The organism is Paenibacillus cisolokensis (genome assembly GCF_018403665.1).
Taxonomy (GTDB): Bacteria; Bacillota; Bacilli; order Paenibacillales; family Paenibacillaceae; genus Paenibacillus_AH; species Paenibacillus_AH cisolokensis.
The window spans coordinates 1-17,512 of record NZ_BOVJ01000173.1 but is presented as its reverse complement, the minus strand read 5'-3'; the positions used below and the strand labels follow the sequence as shown (position 1 = coordinate 17,512).

Below are 17,512 nucleotides of genomic sequence, written 5' to 3'. Positions count from 1 at the left end.
AGCCGCGCGCTGGGGAGATGTGCGCGGCGAAATCCGGAACTGCGCCGGAGGAACGCGGCTATCTCGGGTAATAGGTAAATCCCGGGAACTTCACGACAGGCTCCTTCTCTTTCCGCAACGCATCGAGCAATGTATGACCGACTCGAAGATTGTCCCGGACCAGTTCGCGAGGGGTCAGCGCCATCCATTGGGTAAGCGAAATATCGGCAAACCGGTCGCTTTTGAAGATTTCCAGATACCATAACGTTTCATCTCCGGTATTCTGGATATAGTGGCCGAAGGCGAAGGGGACGTAGCCGACGTCGCCCGCCCGATAGTTGAACGTTCTGGCCGCCCCGTTGCCGGAGAATACCGTCATTCTCCCTTGTCCTGTCAAATAATACTGCCATTCGTCCTGATTGGGATGCCAATGCAGCTCCCGCATCGCTCCCGGTTCGATCTCGACCAGTGCGGCCGCGACCGTTTTGGATATGGGAAAATTGGAGGAATCCACAATTCTGACGCTTCCCCCCGGGAATTTCATCGGCTTCTGCGCCAGCAGCCGATGCTTGAAACCGAGCGGCACGGTACCGTACGGGGAATCGACTCGTTGGCTTTCCAGCGGACCGGGAACCCGATCCTGGAAGATGTAAACCTGTTCGGTCGGGATGGAGTCGAACGCGTGCTCGGGAACGCCGAAATTGGCGGACAGCACATCCTTCGGCGTGTGCGCGAACCAGTCGGAGATCGTCAAGGTGTTCAGATCGGAGAAATGGCCGTCGTCGAATACGAGCAAAAATTCGCACCCTTCCTCCAGACCCTGGATCGAGTGCGGAATGCCTGCCGGAAAATACCACAGGTCGCCCGGACCGACATCCGCAATAAAATTCCGTCCGTTCTGATCGACAGCCGTAATGCGGGCGCTGCCGAGCAGCATATAGGACCACTCCGCCTGCTGATGCCAGTGCAGCTCGCGCACGCCGCCCGGAGTCAGGCTCATATTGACCCCCGCAAGGGTGGTGGCGACCGGCAATTCCCGAATGGTAATCTCCCGTGACCAGCCGCCGTGGAACAATTCCATATGCGTATCGGAGAAGGACATTTTCAGATTGGGCAGCAAACCGCTATCCGTGGCAGGCGGAACCAACATGTCCGGATTTTCCAAATCCCTCATAATATCGCGCGGACCGCGATCGGGACCGCCGGCGCCGTCGCTGCGGATCGGTTGAGGCACTTTCATCGACTTCCACTCCCTTCATCACATGAAGTTTATGATGCGGGCCTGTTCGTTATGAACGGTGAAGGAAGCAAAAATATCATGATCGGACGCCGACAACATATAATGTAATAATAACTGACATTTTGTACAATAAAAATTCGGTTGACATCGCAGCCGTAAAGCTGATTTCGAAATGTAAGCGTATTAATCGATGTCAGTTTGTCTTTAAATCGTCTATATAAAGATTTATTTCAATGAATCTAGTACAATAGCAAGTGTAAAGGTTGACCCTCTAGAAAAGTAGGCAGGTGAAGTTGTGAGAATTACTGACGTTGAACTTTTTCCGCTCAAGCTTCCGATGAAACAGCATTTTACGATCTCGAACGGAAGAGTAGGCGATGCGAGCGGCGGAGCTCCTCACGTCTATGTTCGGATCACGGCGGATAATGGCGCTTTCGGCTGGGGCGAAGCAAGGCCGAGTCACCGGTGGAGCTACGAAACGCTTGAAACCGTCTCCAGCACCATAAAGGACTACTTGCGCCCGCTTCTGCTCGGGATGGAGGCAACCGACCTCAGATCGATCCATGCGGCGATGAACAGAGAGATAAGAGCCGGGCTCGGCAGCGGCCAACCGATCGCGAAAGCGGCGATCGACACGGCGCTGCACGATTTGATCGGCAACGCCTTCGGTATGCCGCTCGCGCAGATGTGGCACGGTTCGCCGGCAGCAGGGATCAAGCTGTCCTATCTGATCAGCACGGCAAGCCCCGAAGAGGCCGCGGCCAAAGCGGCTTATGCCAGGGAGAACGGGTACGAAGGAGTCGATGTGAAGATCGGACTGGACCCGCAGCAGGATATCGCCATTCTGGAAGCCGTCAAGGCTGCCGCTCCCGACCTGTTCTTCCGCGTCGATGCCAATCAGGCCTACAATTTGCCGCAAGCTGTTGCCCTTGCCAAGCAGATGGAACGCATCGGCGTAGACGTGTTCGAGCAACCGCTTCCGGCGAACAATCTGCACGGGCATGCGGAGCTGAGAAAGAAGACGACGATTCCGATCGCGCTTGACGAGAGCATCTGGACGCCCGGAGACGTCATGCAGGCGATCCGCTTGGAGGCTTGCGATACGATCGTCGTGAAGCTGACCAAAATGGGAGGCTTGAGCGGCGCGAAGCTGTGCGGAGAAATTGCGCGCGAGGCGGGTTTCGAGCTGCTGGGCGGTGGATTGACGGAGTCGACGCTCGGGCTTACGGCGAGCGCCCACCTGTTCCGGTATCTCGGCATCAAGCGGCCGGTCGACCTGAACGGTCCGATCTTCCTGGCGGACGATCCGGTGGAAGCGGGACCGGTCATCACGGAAGGCGATGTGGAGCTGCCGCAAGGCGCCGGCATCGGCTGCACGATTTCGATGGACAAGATAGAGAAATTTCGCGTTTAAACAGCCTTTCTTTTTTTTTACAGTCAATAGAAAAAATATCCAATAAAATTAAATAAAAAAGATGATTGTTTCATCCATTTTTTGAAATCTGTTCGTTCAAGTATGCTCTCCATTCGTTTTAACCGCTTACAGTGAACTCCGCAGGGAGGTGAGGCTCGCTTCAAGTACGGATCAAACGGAACCAATCGTTGCTTTGTCACGCTCGATCTAAACAAGGGAGGGCCAAATGTCCATGAGAAAAAATCGTATGTGCTGCTGTTATTTGTCATGATATTTTCGCTGATTATGGCGGGATGCGGAGGCGGCGCCGATTCCGGAAACGACGGCGGAACGTCCGAAAACACGAATGAAAACACAAACACAAACACAAATGCGAATGAAGGCTCGAACGAGCCGCCAAAAGAAAAAGTGGAGATTTCGTTCTGGCATACCTATACCGACGCTGACGCCGGACCGATTAACAAAGTCGTCGAGAACTTCAACAACAGCCAGGACAGCATCAAGGTCAACATTTTGGGCAACCAGGATCCGACGAAGCAATTGACCGCCATCTCCGGCGGCGCGGCGCCCGATGTGCTGCTGACCTACTGGAACAACATCGGGCCTTGGGCGACGGCCGGCGCCGTGCTGGACTTGAGCGACAGCATCGCCAAAGACGGCTTCGATACCGGCGCGATTATTCCCGCCGCGGCCGAACGGATGATGATCGACGGCAAATTTTACGCGATGCCGTTCACGATGAGTATGGCCAACTCGCTGATGTACAACAAGGCGGCTTTCGAGGAAGCGGGCATTACGGCGCCTCCGGAAACGCTGGAGCAGCTGTTCGAATACGCCAAGCAGCTGACGAAAAAAGACGATAAAGGCAACATTACGAAAATCGGCTTTATCCCTGACTATCCGTGGATCGACAACGTATTCTGGCCGATTATTTTCGGCGGCTCCTGGTACGACGAGAGCACGGGGAAAGTTACGCCGAACGCGCCGGCGAACGTCGAATCGATCGCCTATCAGCGTTCCTTCTATGAAGAATTCGGCAAAGATCAGATCGACAAGTTCAAATCCGGCATGGGCAAGCGCGGCACGCCTCAGGACCCGCTCCTGACGGGGCAGCTGGCGATGATGATCGGCTGGGAGTACAACTTTATGCCGGAGCGGGCGGAAGACGGTCCGATCGGCGTCGCTCCGTTCCCTTATCCGGAAGCCAAGCCGGAGCTGAAAGGTTCCGGTATGGTCAGCCCGCGTGCGGTGTTCATTCCCCAGAAGGCCAAACATCCGGCCGAGGCCTGGGAATTTATCAAATATTTGATGACCCAGGACGTTCAAGTTGAATTCTCGCTGGAGGCGCATGTCATTCCGACGCTCAAGTCGGCGCTGGACGATCAGCGGCTGTACACGGATGAAAACAAAACGATGCACAGCTTCTATGAAAGGGCGAAAAACGAAAATCTGAACGGGTTCCCGAACAGCTCGTATATCAATGAATATTTGCAGGCGCTGAGCGAGGAGACCGAGAAAGCCTTGAAAGGCACGATCACGCCGCAGGAAGCGATGGACAACGTAGCGAAGAAAATTCAGCCGCTCGCAGATAAATAAAGAAGCGATGTGGGCCGACTTGCTCGGCCCACTTCTCAATCACCGGGAAAGGAGGCGGAGGGGTGGCTAGTCAACATGATAATGCGGCCGGTATACGCAGAAGAGAACGGAAAATATTGCTGACCGGTTTATTGTTTACCGGCCCGTGGATTATCGGATTTCTCATTTTTCAATTGTATCCCATTCTCGCTTCTTTTTATTACAGCATGACGGAGTACAATCTGTTTTCGCCGCCGAAATGGGTAGGGCTCGACAATTACAAGGCGCTGTTTCGGGACGAGAAATTTTATTTGTCCTTGTACAACACGCTCTATATTACCGTTTTCGGGGTCGTGCCTCATCTGGCCTACGCCCTGTTGATGGCGCTGCTGCTCAATGCGAAAGTGAAGGGACAGAGCATTTACCGCACCATTTATTTTTGCCGACGCTCGTGCCGGCGGTAGCCGGTTCGCTGCTGTGGATGTGGCTGCTCAACTCGCAATACGGACTTGTGAATATGCTGCTGGAATACGTAGGCATTGTCGGGCCGAACTGGCTGGTCGATCCGGACTGGACCAAGCCGTCCATCGTGTTGATGGGGTTCTGGGGAACGGGCACCGTTACCGTTATGTATTTGGCCGCCCTGCAGGAAGTGCCGAAAATGTACTACGAAGCGGCCGAGATCGACGGCGCCAGCAAATGGCGGCAATTCTGGAGCATCACGCTGCCGGCGATTTCCCCGATGACGCTGTTCCAGCTGATCATGATGCTGATCGCGTCGTTTCAATATTTTACGGAAGGGATGGTCTTCGCCGAAGCTTCCCAGTCGACCGGCGGACCGGAAAATTCGCTGCTGTTCTACTCCATCTATCTCTATCAGCAAGCATTCTCTTTCCTGAATATGGGCTACGCGTCGGCCATGGCCTGGATCTTGTTCGTCGTCGTGATGCTCTGCGCGCTTGTCATTTTCAAAACATCGGCCCGGTGGGTGTACTACGGAGGTGAGAAATAATGGAAGCCCGGTCTTTGGCGGCCGAAGAGCTGCGGCTTGCCCGTTCCCGCAGGAAGAAGACGGCGAGGAAGATGCTGCGTTCGATCGGCAAACATTTCATCCTGATGCTGGCGGGCGTCTGTTTTCTCGGCCCGTTCGCCTACCTGATGCTGACTTCGGTCAAGTCGATGGACGACATTTTGCCATACCGTTCGTATGGTGGCCGGAAGAGCTGTACTGGTCGAACTATTCCAACGCCGTCAACGCAATACCGTTTTTCCAATATACGATGAATACGCTGCTGATCTGCGTGCTGTGCGTGCTCGGGGAGCTGATCGCTTCGCCGCTGGTCGCTTACGGGTTCGCGCGTATTCCGTTCAAAGGGCGCGGCATCCTGTTCATGATCATGATGGGTACGATTATGCTGCCTGCGCAATCGACGATGGTACCGCTGTATGTGCTGTACAACAAGCTGAATCTGGTCAACACGATTTGGCCGCTCGTGCTGCCCGCATTTTTCGGCGCCGCCTATTATATTTTTCTGCTCCGCCAGTTCTTCATGGGCATTCCCTATGAAATTACCGAATCGGCGAAGATCGACGGCGCATCGGAGTTCCGGATTTATTGGCAAATGATGCTGCCGCTGTCCAAGCCGGCGCTGTTTACTGTGGGGCTGCTCGTCTTTCTCTTTTCGTGGAAAGATTACCAGCAGCCGCTTATCTACTTGAACGATCCGTCCAAATGGACGCTCTCGGTCGGACTGAAAGCGTTCATTGGCGAATATAAAGTCGAGTGGGGCATGCTGATGGCGGCCGCCGCGCTGTTTACGATCCCGATCATCATTTTGTATTTCTTCGTGCAGCGCGTCTTCATTCAAGGCATTACGCTGACGGGGTCCAAGTGACGGAAAATGGCGTGCGACCGTCTGGTAAGCGTCTGGAAAATGCCTGGAAAACGCTTGGTATGTACCTGAAAAATACCCGGAAAGGAGGTGAAATGAGGTGCAATCGTTCGTTTCCGATACTGTGAAGGAATTGAAGCCTTACTTTGACGGCTTGCTCCGAACGGACCCGGCATCGGGCGGGCTCTATATGCTGGACGACGAACTGGGCGATCGGGCGAGCTGCTGCACGACCGGGCTGGCCGCCTGTTTTTACACGCTCGACGGCAAGCTGAACGGCGGAGACGGCTTCGACATCGCCCGGCGGCTTGCGGAGGACGTACGGAACAGGCAGTTGCCGAGCGGCGGCTTTACGCAGCCGTATTATGCGAAGGCGGGCGAACCGCCTGTCGTCGATATCGCCGAGATCGGCGCCGTCGCGAACAGTCTGTACCATATCCATCAGGCGACGAATAGTGAAGCGGCGAAGGAGAGCCTGATTCGCGCCGCCGATTACTTGCTGACGCAAACGGTGCCGGAGCGGCCGGGCGTCGTGCTGAAGAGACCCGGCGAAAACTTCGACGTGCTGAACGGGGATATGTACGCGGCCCATACGTTCGGGAGAGCATACGAGCTGACCGGCAACCCGGTCTATCTGGAGCAGGTCGTGGCGATTTTCGGCCATCTGGCGGACCGGTTCGGCAAGAACGAGCCGGGCTGGTGGCCTTATATCGAAAACTGGGACGGCTCGGTCGTGATGGGCAACAGCGTGCTCTATCAGGCGACGATCGTCGCCTTCGCCCATACCGCGCTCCGTTTGCTGCCGGAAGAGCTGCTGGCGCGCTGGCGCCAAGTGTCCGAACAGGCCGTGGCCAAGATGGTCGAAGCGATCCGGCAGCCGCCGTCCGAAGAGACGGAGGCGCCCTGGTGGACGAGGGACTGGAGCAACGGCTGGGAGCTGTACATGTCCCTGGCGCGCAGCACGGCTTCCGAACAGGTGCGGGAGATCGGGCTGAACCGTTTCCGCGAGGTCGAGGCCGATTTGCGGGAGCGCGGCGTCTTGCGGTTCCGGCCGAATATTAAGCATAGCGAGCCGGACCGTGCGCCGGTTACGACGACCTTCCGCAAAGCATCCGGCTTCGCCGGTATCATCGCCTGCATGGCGCTGGACGAAGAGCCGGTATTGGAATTCAACAATAAAGGGGAGCCGATCGCATGAAGCAAATCGTCGTCAAACGGCGCGCTGCCGTGCTGGAGGAAGCGGAGAAGCCGGTGCTCAGCGACAATCCGTTCCGGGTGCTGGTCAAGGTGAAATATTCTTCGATCAGCCCCGGTACGGAATTGAACATCATTCAGCATGCGGATGTCCCGGACGGGTTCAAATTAGGGTACAGCGCCTCGGGCATCGTTACGGAGGTCGGTTCCGGCGTGACCGATCTGGCCCCCGGAGATTTCGTCGCGTGCTACGGCGCGCCTTATGTCTTTCATGCCGAACAGCTTTCGGTTCCGAGGCAGCTTTGCGCGAAGCTGTCGTCGGAAGCGCGGTTGCGCGAAGCGGCTTTCGTCGGTCTCGGCTCGGTCGCCATTCATAGCGTGAGACGGATGTCGCTGCAGTTCGGGGAAACCGTATGGGTTGTCGGTCTGGGGCTTCTGGGCCAACTGATCGGCCAACTGTGCCATCAGGCGAACTATCGTGTGTTCGCCACCGACATGAATCCGGCGAGAGTCGAACTGGCCCGGGCTTGCGGGATGGAAGCTTATCCGGCCGACGACGGGCAATTGGACGAGCGGATCGGACAATTTACGGAAGGGCACGGTTTTGACGCCATCTCGCTTGTCGCTCATTCTTCGAATTCGAAAATAATCGAGTCGACGATGGAGAAGCTGGCATTCCGGGGCAAGTACGCGCTCGTCGGCAACGTGCCGATCGCCTTCCCGCGCGAGCTGTTCTTTCAGAAAGAAGCCGATTTCATCATTGCGCGGGCGGCGGGCCCCGGACGGTACGACGCGCAGTACGAGGATCAGGGCATCGATTATCCGAAATCGTATGTCCGGTGGACGGAAGGCCGGAATATGGCGGAGTTCGTCCGGCAGCTGGAAACGGGACGGCTCGACATCGGCCGGCTGATCACGGACGAATTTTCGATTCGCGAAGCCCCGGAAGCTTATAAGGCGCTGCAGCGGGATGCAAGCCAATCATTGGGCGTGCTGCTTCGCTACGATGCGTAAGACTTATCGATTATCCGATCTTGATAAGGAGATGACCCTGATGTTGAAAAGAACACTGCTCAGTCTTCTCGCTGCCGCGCTGATCGGTTCGGCCGGCACGATCGGGCCCGTCCAGGCGAAGTCCGCGCCGGAACCGGAGCTTGTCAATTTGTCTCTCGGAAAAAGCTATACGCTCGAAACGCCATATCAGCTCGACAGCTTGTTCGGCAAGACGGAATCCGCGCATCCGGACGATACCGGGCGGCAATTGACCGACGGCGAATACGGGGGAACGACGTTCTCGAACCCGGCTTATGTCGGGCGGATATGGCAAGGAAGCCGGATCGTGACGATCGATCTGGAAAATCCGGCCACCGTGGAAGACATCTACGTCAACTTCCTGCAAGACAACCCGAACGGCATCTTCTTCCCGCTGAAGGTCCATTTCTCCGTCTCGCTGGACGGCAGGAAGTGGGAGAAGCTGAAGGACGGCCGCAGCGCATTGCCGACGACGCTGAAAGGTCCGGCAACCCAGAAAATCGGCATCAGCGGCATCCACAAGCAAGCCCGCTATGTCAAAGTGGAATTCCCGGTACAGTCCTGGGTGTTCCTCGACGAAATCGAGGTGCTCGGAACGCCGGACCTGTCCGGCAAAAACCGCATCCGTCCCCTGCGGGGCCGAAGCAAGCCGGCTATCCGAAGAAAGGTTCCAAACAGGCGGGCGGCATCAACAGCCAGGTGCTGCTGTATACCGGCGAATGGCAGTATGAGCCGGCCGACTGGATTTCGTTCACGAAGGAAGATTTGAAGCCGTACGTCGCCTATGTGGACGAAAATATGAACCGGAAAGATTTTATGTTCGACGGTTTCCTGTTTCTGCAGTACGGCCCGCTGCTGAACGGGGCCAATTACGGCGCGAGCGCGCTGCCGACGGACAAGGAGGACTGGGAGCTGACGCTTGGCCGCTTGTTCCGGGATCAATACGAGCTGGGCGCTTTGGAAGAAGCGGTCCAAGAAGCGAAAGCCGATCTGAAGAACCGGAAATATAAGGCGAAAGTCGTCATCTCGATTCCGTACCCGCGCACCGACCAGAGCGACTTCGGCGATGTGGACGGCGACGGCATCAGCGAAAACATGAACGTGCAGGAAGTCGGCGAGGAAGCGGCGCTTCAGAGCCGCAAGAAGGTCGTCAAATGGTATGTCGACGAAGTGTACAAGCGCTGGAACGAAGCCGGCTATCAAAATATGGAGCTCGTCGGCTTCTATTGGTACAACGAGTTTTTGTCGAGACAGACGACAGTCAACGAGGACCGGCTGCTGCAGTGGGTGGCGGACTACGTGCATAAGAAAGGCGCCAAGCTGCAGTGGATTCCGTATTATTTCGCCCGCGGCTGGGACGACTGGAAGGCGAACGGATTCGACACGGCGCTGATGCAGCCGAACTACTCGTTCCACAATACGACGGTCGACGGCTCGATACGATCGCGCAAGCCGCCTATGACAACGGCTTGGGCGTGGAGATGGAGCTGTCGGATGCGGTGCTGACCGATCTGGCGGCTCGAAACAAATATTACGCTTATCTCGACAAAGGCGTGGAGCACGGCTATATGAACTCGTTCACCGCGTTCTATCAGCAGGTCAAGACGCTGAAGAAGGCGGCGGAGTCCGCCGATCCCGCGGCGCGCGAAGTGTATGACAAAACATATCAATTCATAAAAGGCACATACGGACAATAAACGGCCATCGCCCTATCCAACGAACGGATAGGGCGATGATTCTTTTCGGGGCCGCTCCACCTCGCGGACAGCCGCCGCTTTAGGACCGTCCGCTCCGGTACTCCGTCGGCGAAACGCCGGTATATTTCTTGAACTGCTTATAGAAGTATCCGGGTTCCAAATAGCCGATATGACGGGAAATGTCGCTTGTCTTCATCGCGGTCGTCTTCAGCAGCTTCTGCGCTTTCTTGATCCGGAACGAATTGACGTAATCGGAGAAGCTCTTTCCCGTCTCCTTCTGAAACAGCTGGCCGAGATAGAACGGGTGGATGTTCAAAGACTGGGCGAGCGTCTTCAGCGACAGCTCCTCCGCATACCGCGTCTCGATGTGGCGGAGCACCTGCTTGACGACCGGACTGAACTCATCTTCTTCGACCGACAGGTAATCGATCGCGGAACCGACGATAAATTTGACATGCGCCACCAATTGGCCGATCGTATGCGCTTTGAACAGCGCGGTGAACAGTTGCTTGTAGCCGCTCGTCGCCAGCTCGTGGTTCAGCTTGTTGTCCCGTACGACCTGCTTCGTGCACAGAATCAGATCAACGGCGCAGTTGTGAATATGAGCGGGAGAAACCGTTTCCATCGATTGCAAATCCGCGAACAGCTTGTCGATGTAGGCGTACACCGCCCGTTTGTCCTTGGCAAGCAGCAGCTGCTCGTATTCGAGCAGATCGACGGCTGCGGAGCCGGCCTTGGCGTCGGCGGCGGCCATGCGGTCGTAGCGGATAATGTCGTCTCCCGCATTCGTCAGAAAATATTCCTGCAGCCGTTTCGCATGGTCGTAGCTTTGCGAAACGCCCAAATATCCGGATTCCGCGCTTCCGAGCGTAATGAGCGCCTGAATGCCCGGCTTCCGCAATTGCTGCCGGATTCGGTCAAGCAGCGCCAGCGCTTCCGCCTGTCCGGCTTCGGGTGCGGGGCCGGTGAAGATCAGGATGACATCGCCGTCCAGATCGCGGAAACAGCAGACGTTCCCCGCTGCGCCGTCGGCCAGCGCCCGGCTGACCCGGTACGCTTCATTGCCGTCCTCCGGCTCCCGCAGTCCGGCGGCGCTCCCGGCGTCCCCTTCGGGGGAGCCGCCGTCGCCGCCTGCCACGAGCTTGATCGTGGCCACCGCGTAGAACGGGTTGTCTGCCGGAATGTCCAGCAACTGCAGCCGCGTTTTCAGCTCCGTAGGGTCAATCTTGCCGGTCACCCAGCGGTTCATGACGTTGTCCCGCAGAATGTCGAGCTCGCTCTGGCGGACGAACGCCTGCCGGTCGGCGTTCTCGAGCTTCTGCACCGTGCTGGCGACCGTCTCCGTCAATTCCTTGATGTTGACCGGCTTGAGCAAATAATTTTCGATGCCGAGACGCATTCCTTCTTTTACATATTCGAATTCGTTGTAACCGCTCAGGACGATGTATTTCATATCCGGAAACAGCGGCTTCAGCTTCCCGATCAATTCCAGGCCGCTCATCTCGGGCATCATAATGTCCGTCATCAGGATGTCCGCCCCCGTATGGCGCAGCGCCTCGAAAGCTTCCGGGCCGCTTGCCGCTTTGCCGGAAACCGTAATGCCGAATTCCTCCCAGTCGATTACGGTTGACAATCCTTCAAGTATAAACGGTTCGTCATCGACAATAAACAGTCTACGCACTTGAATGCCCCCTTGGACTTGCAGGAATGGTCATGGTGATGGCAGCACCCTGCCGGTGCGCTCCGTCGATTTGCAGCCCGTACGCGCTGCCGAAGCATATTTTGATTCGCTCGTGGACATTGGTCAGGCCGATCGAATCGGAAGCGTGCGGCGAAGGCTCGCGCAGTCTGCGCCGCAGCTCTTCCAGCTTCTCCGGCTCGATGCCGTTGCCGTTGTCGCGGACGGTAATCTTGAGCAGGTCGCCTTCCGGCTCGGCCTCGATCCGCAGACGGTTGTCGGTCCGGGACATGACCAGGCCGTGCACGACATAGTTTTCGACGAGCGGCTGCAGCGAAAGCTTGAGAACCGGAACATTCATCCACTCCGGCTCGATATCGATCTCGTACGTGAAATTGTTCATATACCGGATGCGGAACAGATCGAGATACAAGCTGCAGTATTCGAGCTCGTCCGCCAGCGTGACGATCGTGTCCTTCCTGACGGAATACCGGAACAACGTTGCCAGCAAATAGATCATTTCGCCGACGTCGTCGGCTTTTTGGACAGCGCCCGCATGCGGATCGCCTCGAGCGTGTTGTACATGAAATGAGGCTTGATCTGCGCCTGGAACGCGACGAGCTCGGCCTGCTTCTGCCTGATTTCGGATTTGTAGACGCGGTCGATATATTGCGTCAAATCTTCGCACATTTGATTGAACCGCCTGGAGATCTGGTACAGCTCGTCTTCTTTCTCAAGCGGCAGCCGCACGGACAAGTCGCCGTCCTGCAGCTTCTTCATCGCCTGCACAATGACGTTCGTTCTTCGGGAGAACGTGACGATCGTGAAATAGGTAAGCGCTACCGCCGTCATGATGCAGGCGATCGTGACGAGGAACAGCGCGTTCTTCAATCCTTTCAGCTGTCCGGCGATTTCCGATTTCGGCACGATGCCGGCGATATAGAAGCCGAACCGGTTGGCCGTGTGCACGTTCAAATAAGCTTCTTCCTCGAAACGCTGCGTCGGAGAAGCGGATTGAACGGAGGCGAAATACGGATACTTTTGCCCGTAATACCGGTTCGAGGAATCGAATACGACGTCGCCTTCGGGCGTCAATACGACGACGTAGCCTTTCATTTCGGCGCGCTTGCTCTGGAACGACTGATAAATGCCGTCCGAATCGTAATCGATGATCAGATGGCCGACGATTTTGCGCGTCGTCAGGTCGGTAATGTTGCTGATCGTCGTGATGCTCTTCTTCGTGATGATATGCTCGTTCAGCGCCTCTTGCAGCTCGGCGCCGGTCTGGTAGTAATACTGCGTATCCCGGCTCAAAACATAAAGGAACTTTTTGCTTGTGCTGTAAAGCGAGATGGTGCGGATGCCGGGATTGTTGGCCAGTTGAAGACGCAGGTAGGACCCGATATCGAGCGGCCGGACGCCGGTATCGATATATTGCTGCAGCCGCTTGTACAAGTATTGCGAAAAGTCGTTTTGCAGAAACGACAGCACCTCGCCGGACAAGAGCGACGATTCGTTCCGGTAAATTTGCTGGGTAATGTTTTGCGAGATCGCGTAGCGGGCGTCCAAATAATTGCCGATATCGGCCAATATTTGTTTGTTCAGCTCCAGCTCCTTGTTTACTTGTCCGTCGGCCAAATACGTATAGACGAATCCGGATAATGTCGCGAGGGACAGAATCGTGATCACGGAATAAGTGAGCAATATTTTGTTGAACAGCTTTTGTCTGAAGTGCCTTTTATAGAAATCAGCGATGACGGTCATGTTGTTGTGCACCCTTTATCGCGCTTTCGGCGACGTTTTCGTATGCGCTTTCAAAGCTGAGGTACCGGTGTTTTCCCTCATGTATAACTGTATCACAAATCGCGGCGTTTGGCGGAAGCCCCAAAGCGGTTTTTTTTGATTTGTCCATCTTACTTTTGATTTTTTCACTTTTGGCAACGTTTGCAGTGGAGTACATTATTTCATGCAACCTTTAAATCAGGCAAGGGGGGGACAACATTGGGGAGCTTGATGCGCTGGCTGAGAACGGTTAACCGGAACATGGCGCTGCTCATCATGGTGCTGCCGGGGGCCGTCTGGTTTTTGCTTTTCTGTTATTTGCCGATGCCGGGAGTCATTCTCGCCTTCAAAAACTACAGGTTTAGCCGCGACGGTTTTCTGGCCGGCATAATCCAAAGCGAGTGGGTCGGATTCAAAAACTTCGAGTATTTGTTCAAGACGGAGGACGCCTACATTATCGTCCGGAACACCGTGCTGTACAACGCCGTCTTTATCGTGCTCGGGACCGCCTTGTCCGTGTTTGTCGCCATTCTCATTCATGAGATCGCGAACAAGAAGCTGGCGAAAATATATCAGACGGGGATGTTTTTGCCGCATTTTCTGTCCTGGGTTATCGTGAGCTATTTCGTGTTCAGCTTTTTGAGTGTCGACAAAGGGGTGCTGAATCAACTGCTCCGCTATTTCGGCGCCGATCCGGTGTACTGGTATTCGGAAACGAAGTATTGGCCTTTTATTCTCGTCATCGTCTATTTGTGGAAAAGCGTCGGTTACGGCAGCGTCATCTATCTGGCTGCGATTGTCGGCATCGACAAGTCGTATTACGAGGCGGCGATGATCGACGGGGCCAACAAATGGCAGCAAATTTGCCGAATTACGGTGCCGATGATTATGCCGGTCATCGTCATCATGTTCATCCTGGCGATCGGGGGCATATTCCGGGCGGACTTCGGGCTGTTCTACCAGGTGCCGCGCGATACGGGAGCGCTGTATCCGGTGACGAACGTCATCGATACATTCGTATACCGCGGACTGAAGGTGACGGGAGATATCGGCATGAGTACGGCGGCCGGTCTCTATCAGGCCGTGGTCGGCTTTGTGCTCGTGATCACCACGAACTTCATCGTCCGGAAAATCAACAAGGAACAGGCGTTGTTCTGAACCGAAAGGAGGATTTCCCAAAATGAACAACAGCGCGGTGCTGCAGCATGACGGGGGAAGACCGGGCCGGCGGAAAAAGCTGCGGAACATTCATCAGCTGCCGCCGTTCTGGAACATGCTGGCCCATCTGGCGATCGGCCTGTTCTCCTTCAGCTGCGTATATCCGTTTCTGTTCGTCATCGTCATTTCGCTAACGGACGAGACGACGCTGGCCAAGAACGGGTACAGCATTTTTCCCGAAAAATGGTCGCTGGACGCGTACGCCTATGTTTTCAAACCGGCGATCAGCTGCTTCGCTCCTATGGCGTGACCTTTTTTGTGACCGTTGTCGGAACGATTCTTTCCGTCGCCATCGTGGCGCTTTACGCTTATGCGATTTCGCGGAATTATTTCCGCTTCAGAGGGTTTTTCTCCTTTATCGCTTTTTTCACGATGCTGTTCGGCGGCGGTCTCGTTCCCTCGTATATCGTCGCGACGCAAGTGCTGCATCTGAAGGATACGCTCTGGGCGCTCATCCTGCCGATGAGCGTAAGCGCCTTCTCGGTGCTGATTATGCGGACGTTCTTCCGGACGATGGTGCCCGATGCGATCATCGAATCGGGAAAATCGACGGAGCCGGCGAATTCCGGGTATTCTTTCACCTGGTGCTGCCCATATCGCTGCCGGGCCTGGCGACGATCGGGCTGTTCAGCGCGCTCGGTTACTGGAACGACTGGTTTCACGCGCTGCTCTATATCGACAATCCGAATTTGCTGCCGCTGCAGTCGCTCCTGATGAAGATCGAGACGAACATTCAGTTCATTTTGCAAAATTCGACGGTCGCGAACACGACGGAGCGGGCGTCGATCGCCAGATCGCTGCCGGCAGAAACGACGCGGATGGCGATGGTCGTGCTGGCCACCTTGCCGATCGTATTCGCGTATCCGTTCTTCCAGCGTTATTTCGTGCAAGGGCTGACGATCGGCGCCGTGAAGGAATAAAAGCCGGTCAGCGGATGCTGCCAACGATTTTTCCAGCGATTAAAGCGTAGAATCCCGACGGATTCCGCGTTTTAATATAATTGGTTATAGAAAAGGGAGGAAAACAAACATGAAGAGAAAAAGCTTGCTGCTCGCCTTGGCCATGCTGCTGCTCACGGTTGTCGTGCTGTCCGCATGCGGCGGGAACGGCAAGGGGAACGAAGGCTCCGGCGGAGACAACGCGTCCGCGGAGAACGGAGCGAACGAAGGCGCGGAGGAAACCGCTCACCTGATCTGGTATACGATCGGCGGGCCTCAGCGGGATCTGGATAAAGTCGTGGATGAAGCCAACAAATATTTGAAAGAAAAATCAATACGACGATCGAGATCAAGCTGATCGACTGGGGCGACTACACGCAAAAATGCAAGTGATCGCCGCATCGGGCGAGCCGTTCGACATCGCCTTCACCTCTTCCTGGGCATTCCCTTACGTGGAAAACGCGAGAAAAGGATATTTCCTTGAGCTGGACGAGCTTCTGGACCAATACGGTCAAGGCATCAAGGAGGTGCTGAACCCGGCGTTTCTGGAAGGCTCCAAGGTGAACGGCCACAACTATGCGATTCCGACCAACAAGGAGCTGCCGGCGCAAGCGGTATGGCGCTTCAATAAAGAGCTGGCCGACAAATACAATCTGAACATCTCCGAAGCGACGACGCTCGAAAGTCTGGAGCCGATGCTGAAAAAAGTGAAGGAAGGCGAACCGGACATCTATCCGATTCCGTCGAACATCGGTCCGTTCCTGCCGTATGACTTCGTGCTCGAAGGCATTCCGGTCGGCGTGAAGCTGGATACGACCGATTACAAAGTGGTCAACGTATGGGATACGCCGGAAGCGAAGCAAACGTTCGAGACGATGCGCAAATATTATCTTGCGGGCTACCTGCCGCCCGACGTCGCGACGAAACAAGGCGACGAGCATTTGAAAACCGGCAAATGGCTTGTCGACAAGCAGCATACGGTGCCGTTCGCGGATATTCTGTGGACGAACGAGATGCAGTATCCGATCGCGTCCACGCCGATTCACGAGCCGATCGTGTTCAACTGGTCGGTAACCGGCTCCATGCAGGCGATTTCGGCCAATACGAAATATCCGAAGCAAGCGATGCAGTTCCTCAACCTGCTCAATACCGATCCGTACTTGCGCAACCTGCTCAACTACGGTATCGAAGGGGTGCACTACAACAAGCTGTCCGAAGATACGTACGAGCCGATTCCGGATTCCGGCTATTCGATGGCGTCGTTTACGCTCGGCAACATGTTCCTGCTTTACAAGCTGAAAGATGATCCGGCCGACAAATGGGAACAATACGAAGCGTTCAACAACTCGGCGAAGAACGCTCCGCTGCTCGGCTTCCAATTCGACCCGACGAACGTCATGACCGAGCTGGCCAACGTGAAAACGCGGTCGACGAGTTCGGTCCGGCGTTGAACACGGGCTCCGTCGACCCGGCCGAAATGCTTCCGAAAGCGATCGAGAAACTGAAAGCGCAAGGTCTGGACAAAATCATCGCAGAGGTGCAAAAGCAGCTCGACGAATGGCGTGCAAGCAAATAACGTAGAAGGCGACCGGACCGGCCGCCGATCACCTTGGACGATTCGATGGCTATAACAAGCATGAAAGAGAGGGCCGCCCGAAAGCGGCCCTCTCTTTCATGTGCGCGAGCAGCCGCGCGGCTCGGGCAGCGCGGGCGCCTGGGCGGCTGGGGCCGCGCGTGTGTGGCCGCGCGAGCGGATAGGGCCATGCAGGTGCGCAAAGAGGCGTGCGGTCGGTAGCGTTAATCCAGCCCACCTATTCGATTAAAAGGTTCCGTTAAGTTTCCATTAGGGATCTAAGATCTAACGAATCTGACA

General features: G+C 55.7%; 10 protein-coding genes and 5 pseudogenes. 12 read left to right on the top strand and 3 right to left on the bottom strand.

Features of this window, described 5'->3' with window-relative positions:
- Positions 1-58: 58 nt before the first annotated feature.
- Positions 59-1,219, bottom strand: coding sequence for an oxalate decarboxylase family bicupin (locus tag PACILC2_RS22030; protein WP_213530855.1), 1,161 nt, complete (start codon positions 1,217-1,219; stop codon positions 59-61).
- Between the two features lie 295 nt (positions 1,220-1,514).
- Here PACILC2_RS22030 and PACILC2_RS22025 point away from each other — a divergent pair, with 295 nt between their 5' ends.
- From PACILC2_RS22025 to PACILC2_RS27445, 9 genes and pseudogenes are all read left to right on the top strand, one after another.
- Positions 1,515-2,633, top strand: a complete 1,119-nt coding sequence (locus PACILC2_RS22025) for a mandelate racemase/muconate lactonizing enzyme family protein (protein WP_244863735.1) — start codon at positions 1,515-1,517, stop codon at positions 2,631-2,633.
- Between the two features lie 252 nt (positions 2,634-2,885).
- Positions 2,886-4,229 carry an ABC transporter substrate-binding protein gene (locus PACILC2_RS22020; RefSeq protein ID WP_372447205.1) on the top strand — a complete coding sequence of 448 codons (1,344 nt, stop codon included), beginning with the start codon at positions 2,886-2,888 and terminating at the stop codon, positions 4,227-4,229.
- Between the two features lie 62 nt (positions 4,230-4,291).
- Positions 4,292-5,220 (top strand): annotated as a pseudogene (locus PACILC2_RS22015) (carbohydrate ABC transporter permease).
- Positions 5,220-5,492 (top strand): hypothetical protein, encoded by a 273-nt coding sequence (locus PACILC2_RS28945; RefSeq protein ID WP_307860682.1) that lies wholly within the window; start codon positions 5,220-5,222, stop codon positions 5,490-5,492. Before PACILC2_RS22015 ends, PACILC2_RS28945 begins: the two are co-directional and overlap by 1 nt.
- A complete protein-coding gene (locus PACILC2_RS22010) occupies positions 5,489-6,103 on the top strand; it encodes a carbohydrate ABC transporter permease (protein ID WP_307860681.1) in 615 nt (204 codons plus the stop codon). Before PACILC2_RS28945 ends, PACILC2_RS22010 begins: the two co-directional genes overlap by 4 nt.
- Before the next feature lie 97 nt (positions 6,104-6,200).
- Positions 6,201-7,298, top strand: a complete 1,098-nt coding sequence (locus tag PACILC2_RS22005) for a hypothetical protein (protein ID WP_213530853.1) — start codon at positions 6,201-6,203, stop codon at positions 7,296-7,298.
- Positions 7,295-8,308, top strand: coding sequence for a zinc-dependent alcohol dehydrogenase (locus PACILC2_RS22000; protein ID WP_213530851.1), 1,014 nt, complete (start codon positions 7,295-7,297; stop codon positions 8,306-8,308). The genes PACILC2_RS22005 and PACILC2_RS22000 overlap by 4 nt, the downstream gene beginning before the upstream one ends.
- A gap of 40 nt (positions 8,309-8,348) precedes the next feature.
- Positions 8,349-9,095 (top strand): discoidin domain-containing protein, encoded by a 747-nt coding sequence (locus PACILC2_RS27450; protein WP_244863733.1) that lies wholly within the window; start codon positions 8,349-8,351, stop codon positions 9,093-9,095.
- Positions 9,026-10,023: pseudogene (locus tag PACILC2_RS27445) on the top strand (DUF4855 domain-containing protein). Before PACILC2_RS27450 ends, PACILC2_RS27445 begins: the two are co-directional and overlap by 70 nt.
- 79 nt (positions 10,024-10,102) lie before the next feature.
- On the opposite strand, the gene PACILC2_RS21990 reads toward PACILC2_RS27445, so the two are convergent.
- Together PACILC2_RS21990 and PACILC2_RS21985 are read right to left on the bottom strand one after the other, a co-directional pair.
- A complete protein-coding gene (locus PACILC2_RS21990) occupies positions 10,103-11,704 on the bottom strand; it encodes a response regulator transcription factor (RefSeq protein WP_213530849.1) in 1,602 nt (533 codons plus the stop codon).
- Positions 11,700-12,560 (bottom strand): annotated as a pseudogene (locus PACILC2_RS21985) (sensor histidine kinase); the annotation flags it as partial. The pseudogene PACILC2_RS21985 and the gene PACILC2_RS21990, both read right to left, overlap by 5 nt.
- A gap of 1,142 nt (positions 12,561-13,702) precedes the next feature.
- Here PACILC2_RS21985 and PACILC2_RS21975 point away from each other — a divergent pair.
- The 3 genes and pseudogenes from PACILC2_RS21975 (at position 13,703) to PACILC2_RS21965 (ending at position 17,215) form a co-directional block, all read left to right on the top strand.
- A complete protein-coding gene (locus PACILC2_RS21975; protein WP_244863730.1) occupies positions 13,703-14,641 on the top strand; it encodes an ABC transporter permease in 939 nt (312 codons plus the stop codon).
- A 115-nt stretch (positions 14,642-14,756) separates the two neighbouring features.
- Positions 14,757-15,621, top strand: a pseudogene (locus PACILC2_RS21970) (carbohydrate ABC transporter permease).
- Between the two features lie 109 nt (positions 15,622-15,730).
- Positions 15,731-17,215, top strand: a pseudogene (locus tag PACILC2_RS21965) (ABC transporter substrate-binding protein).
- Positions 17,216-17,512: the final 297 nt, after the last annotated feature.

Coding starts and splice junctions, on each gene's coding strand:
- PACILC2_RS22030 (WP_213530855.1), bottom strand. CDS start 1,219: ATGAAAGTGCCTCAACCGATCCGCAGCGACGGCGCCGGCGGTCCCGAT.
- PACILC2_RS28945 (WP_307860682.1), top strand. CDS start 5,220: ATGGAAGCCCGGTCTTTGGCGGCCGAAGAGCTGCGGCTTGCCCGTTCC.
- PACILC2_RS22010 (WP_307860681.1), top strand. CDS start 5,489: ATGAATACGCTGCTGATCTGCGTGCTGTGCGTGCTCGGGGAGCTGATC.
- PACILC2_RS22000 (WP_213530851.1), top strand. CDS start 7,295: ATGAAGCAAATCGTCGTCAAACGGCGCGCTGCCGTGCTGGAGGAAGCG.
- PACILC2_RS27450 (WP_244863733.1), top strand. CDS start 8,349: ATGTTGAAAAGAACACTGCTCAGTCTTCTCGCTGCCGCGCTGATCGGT.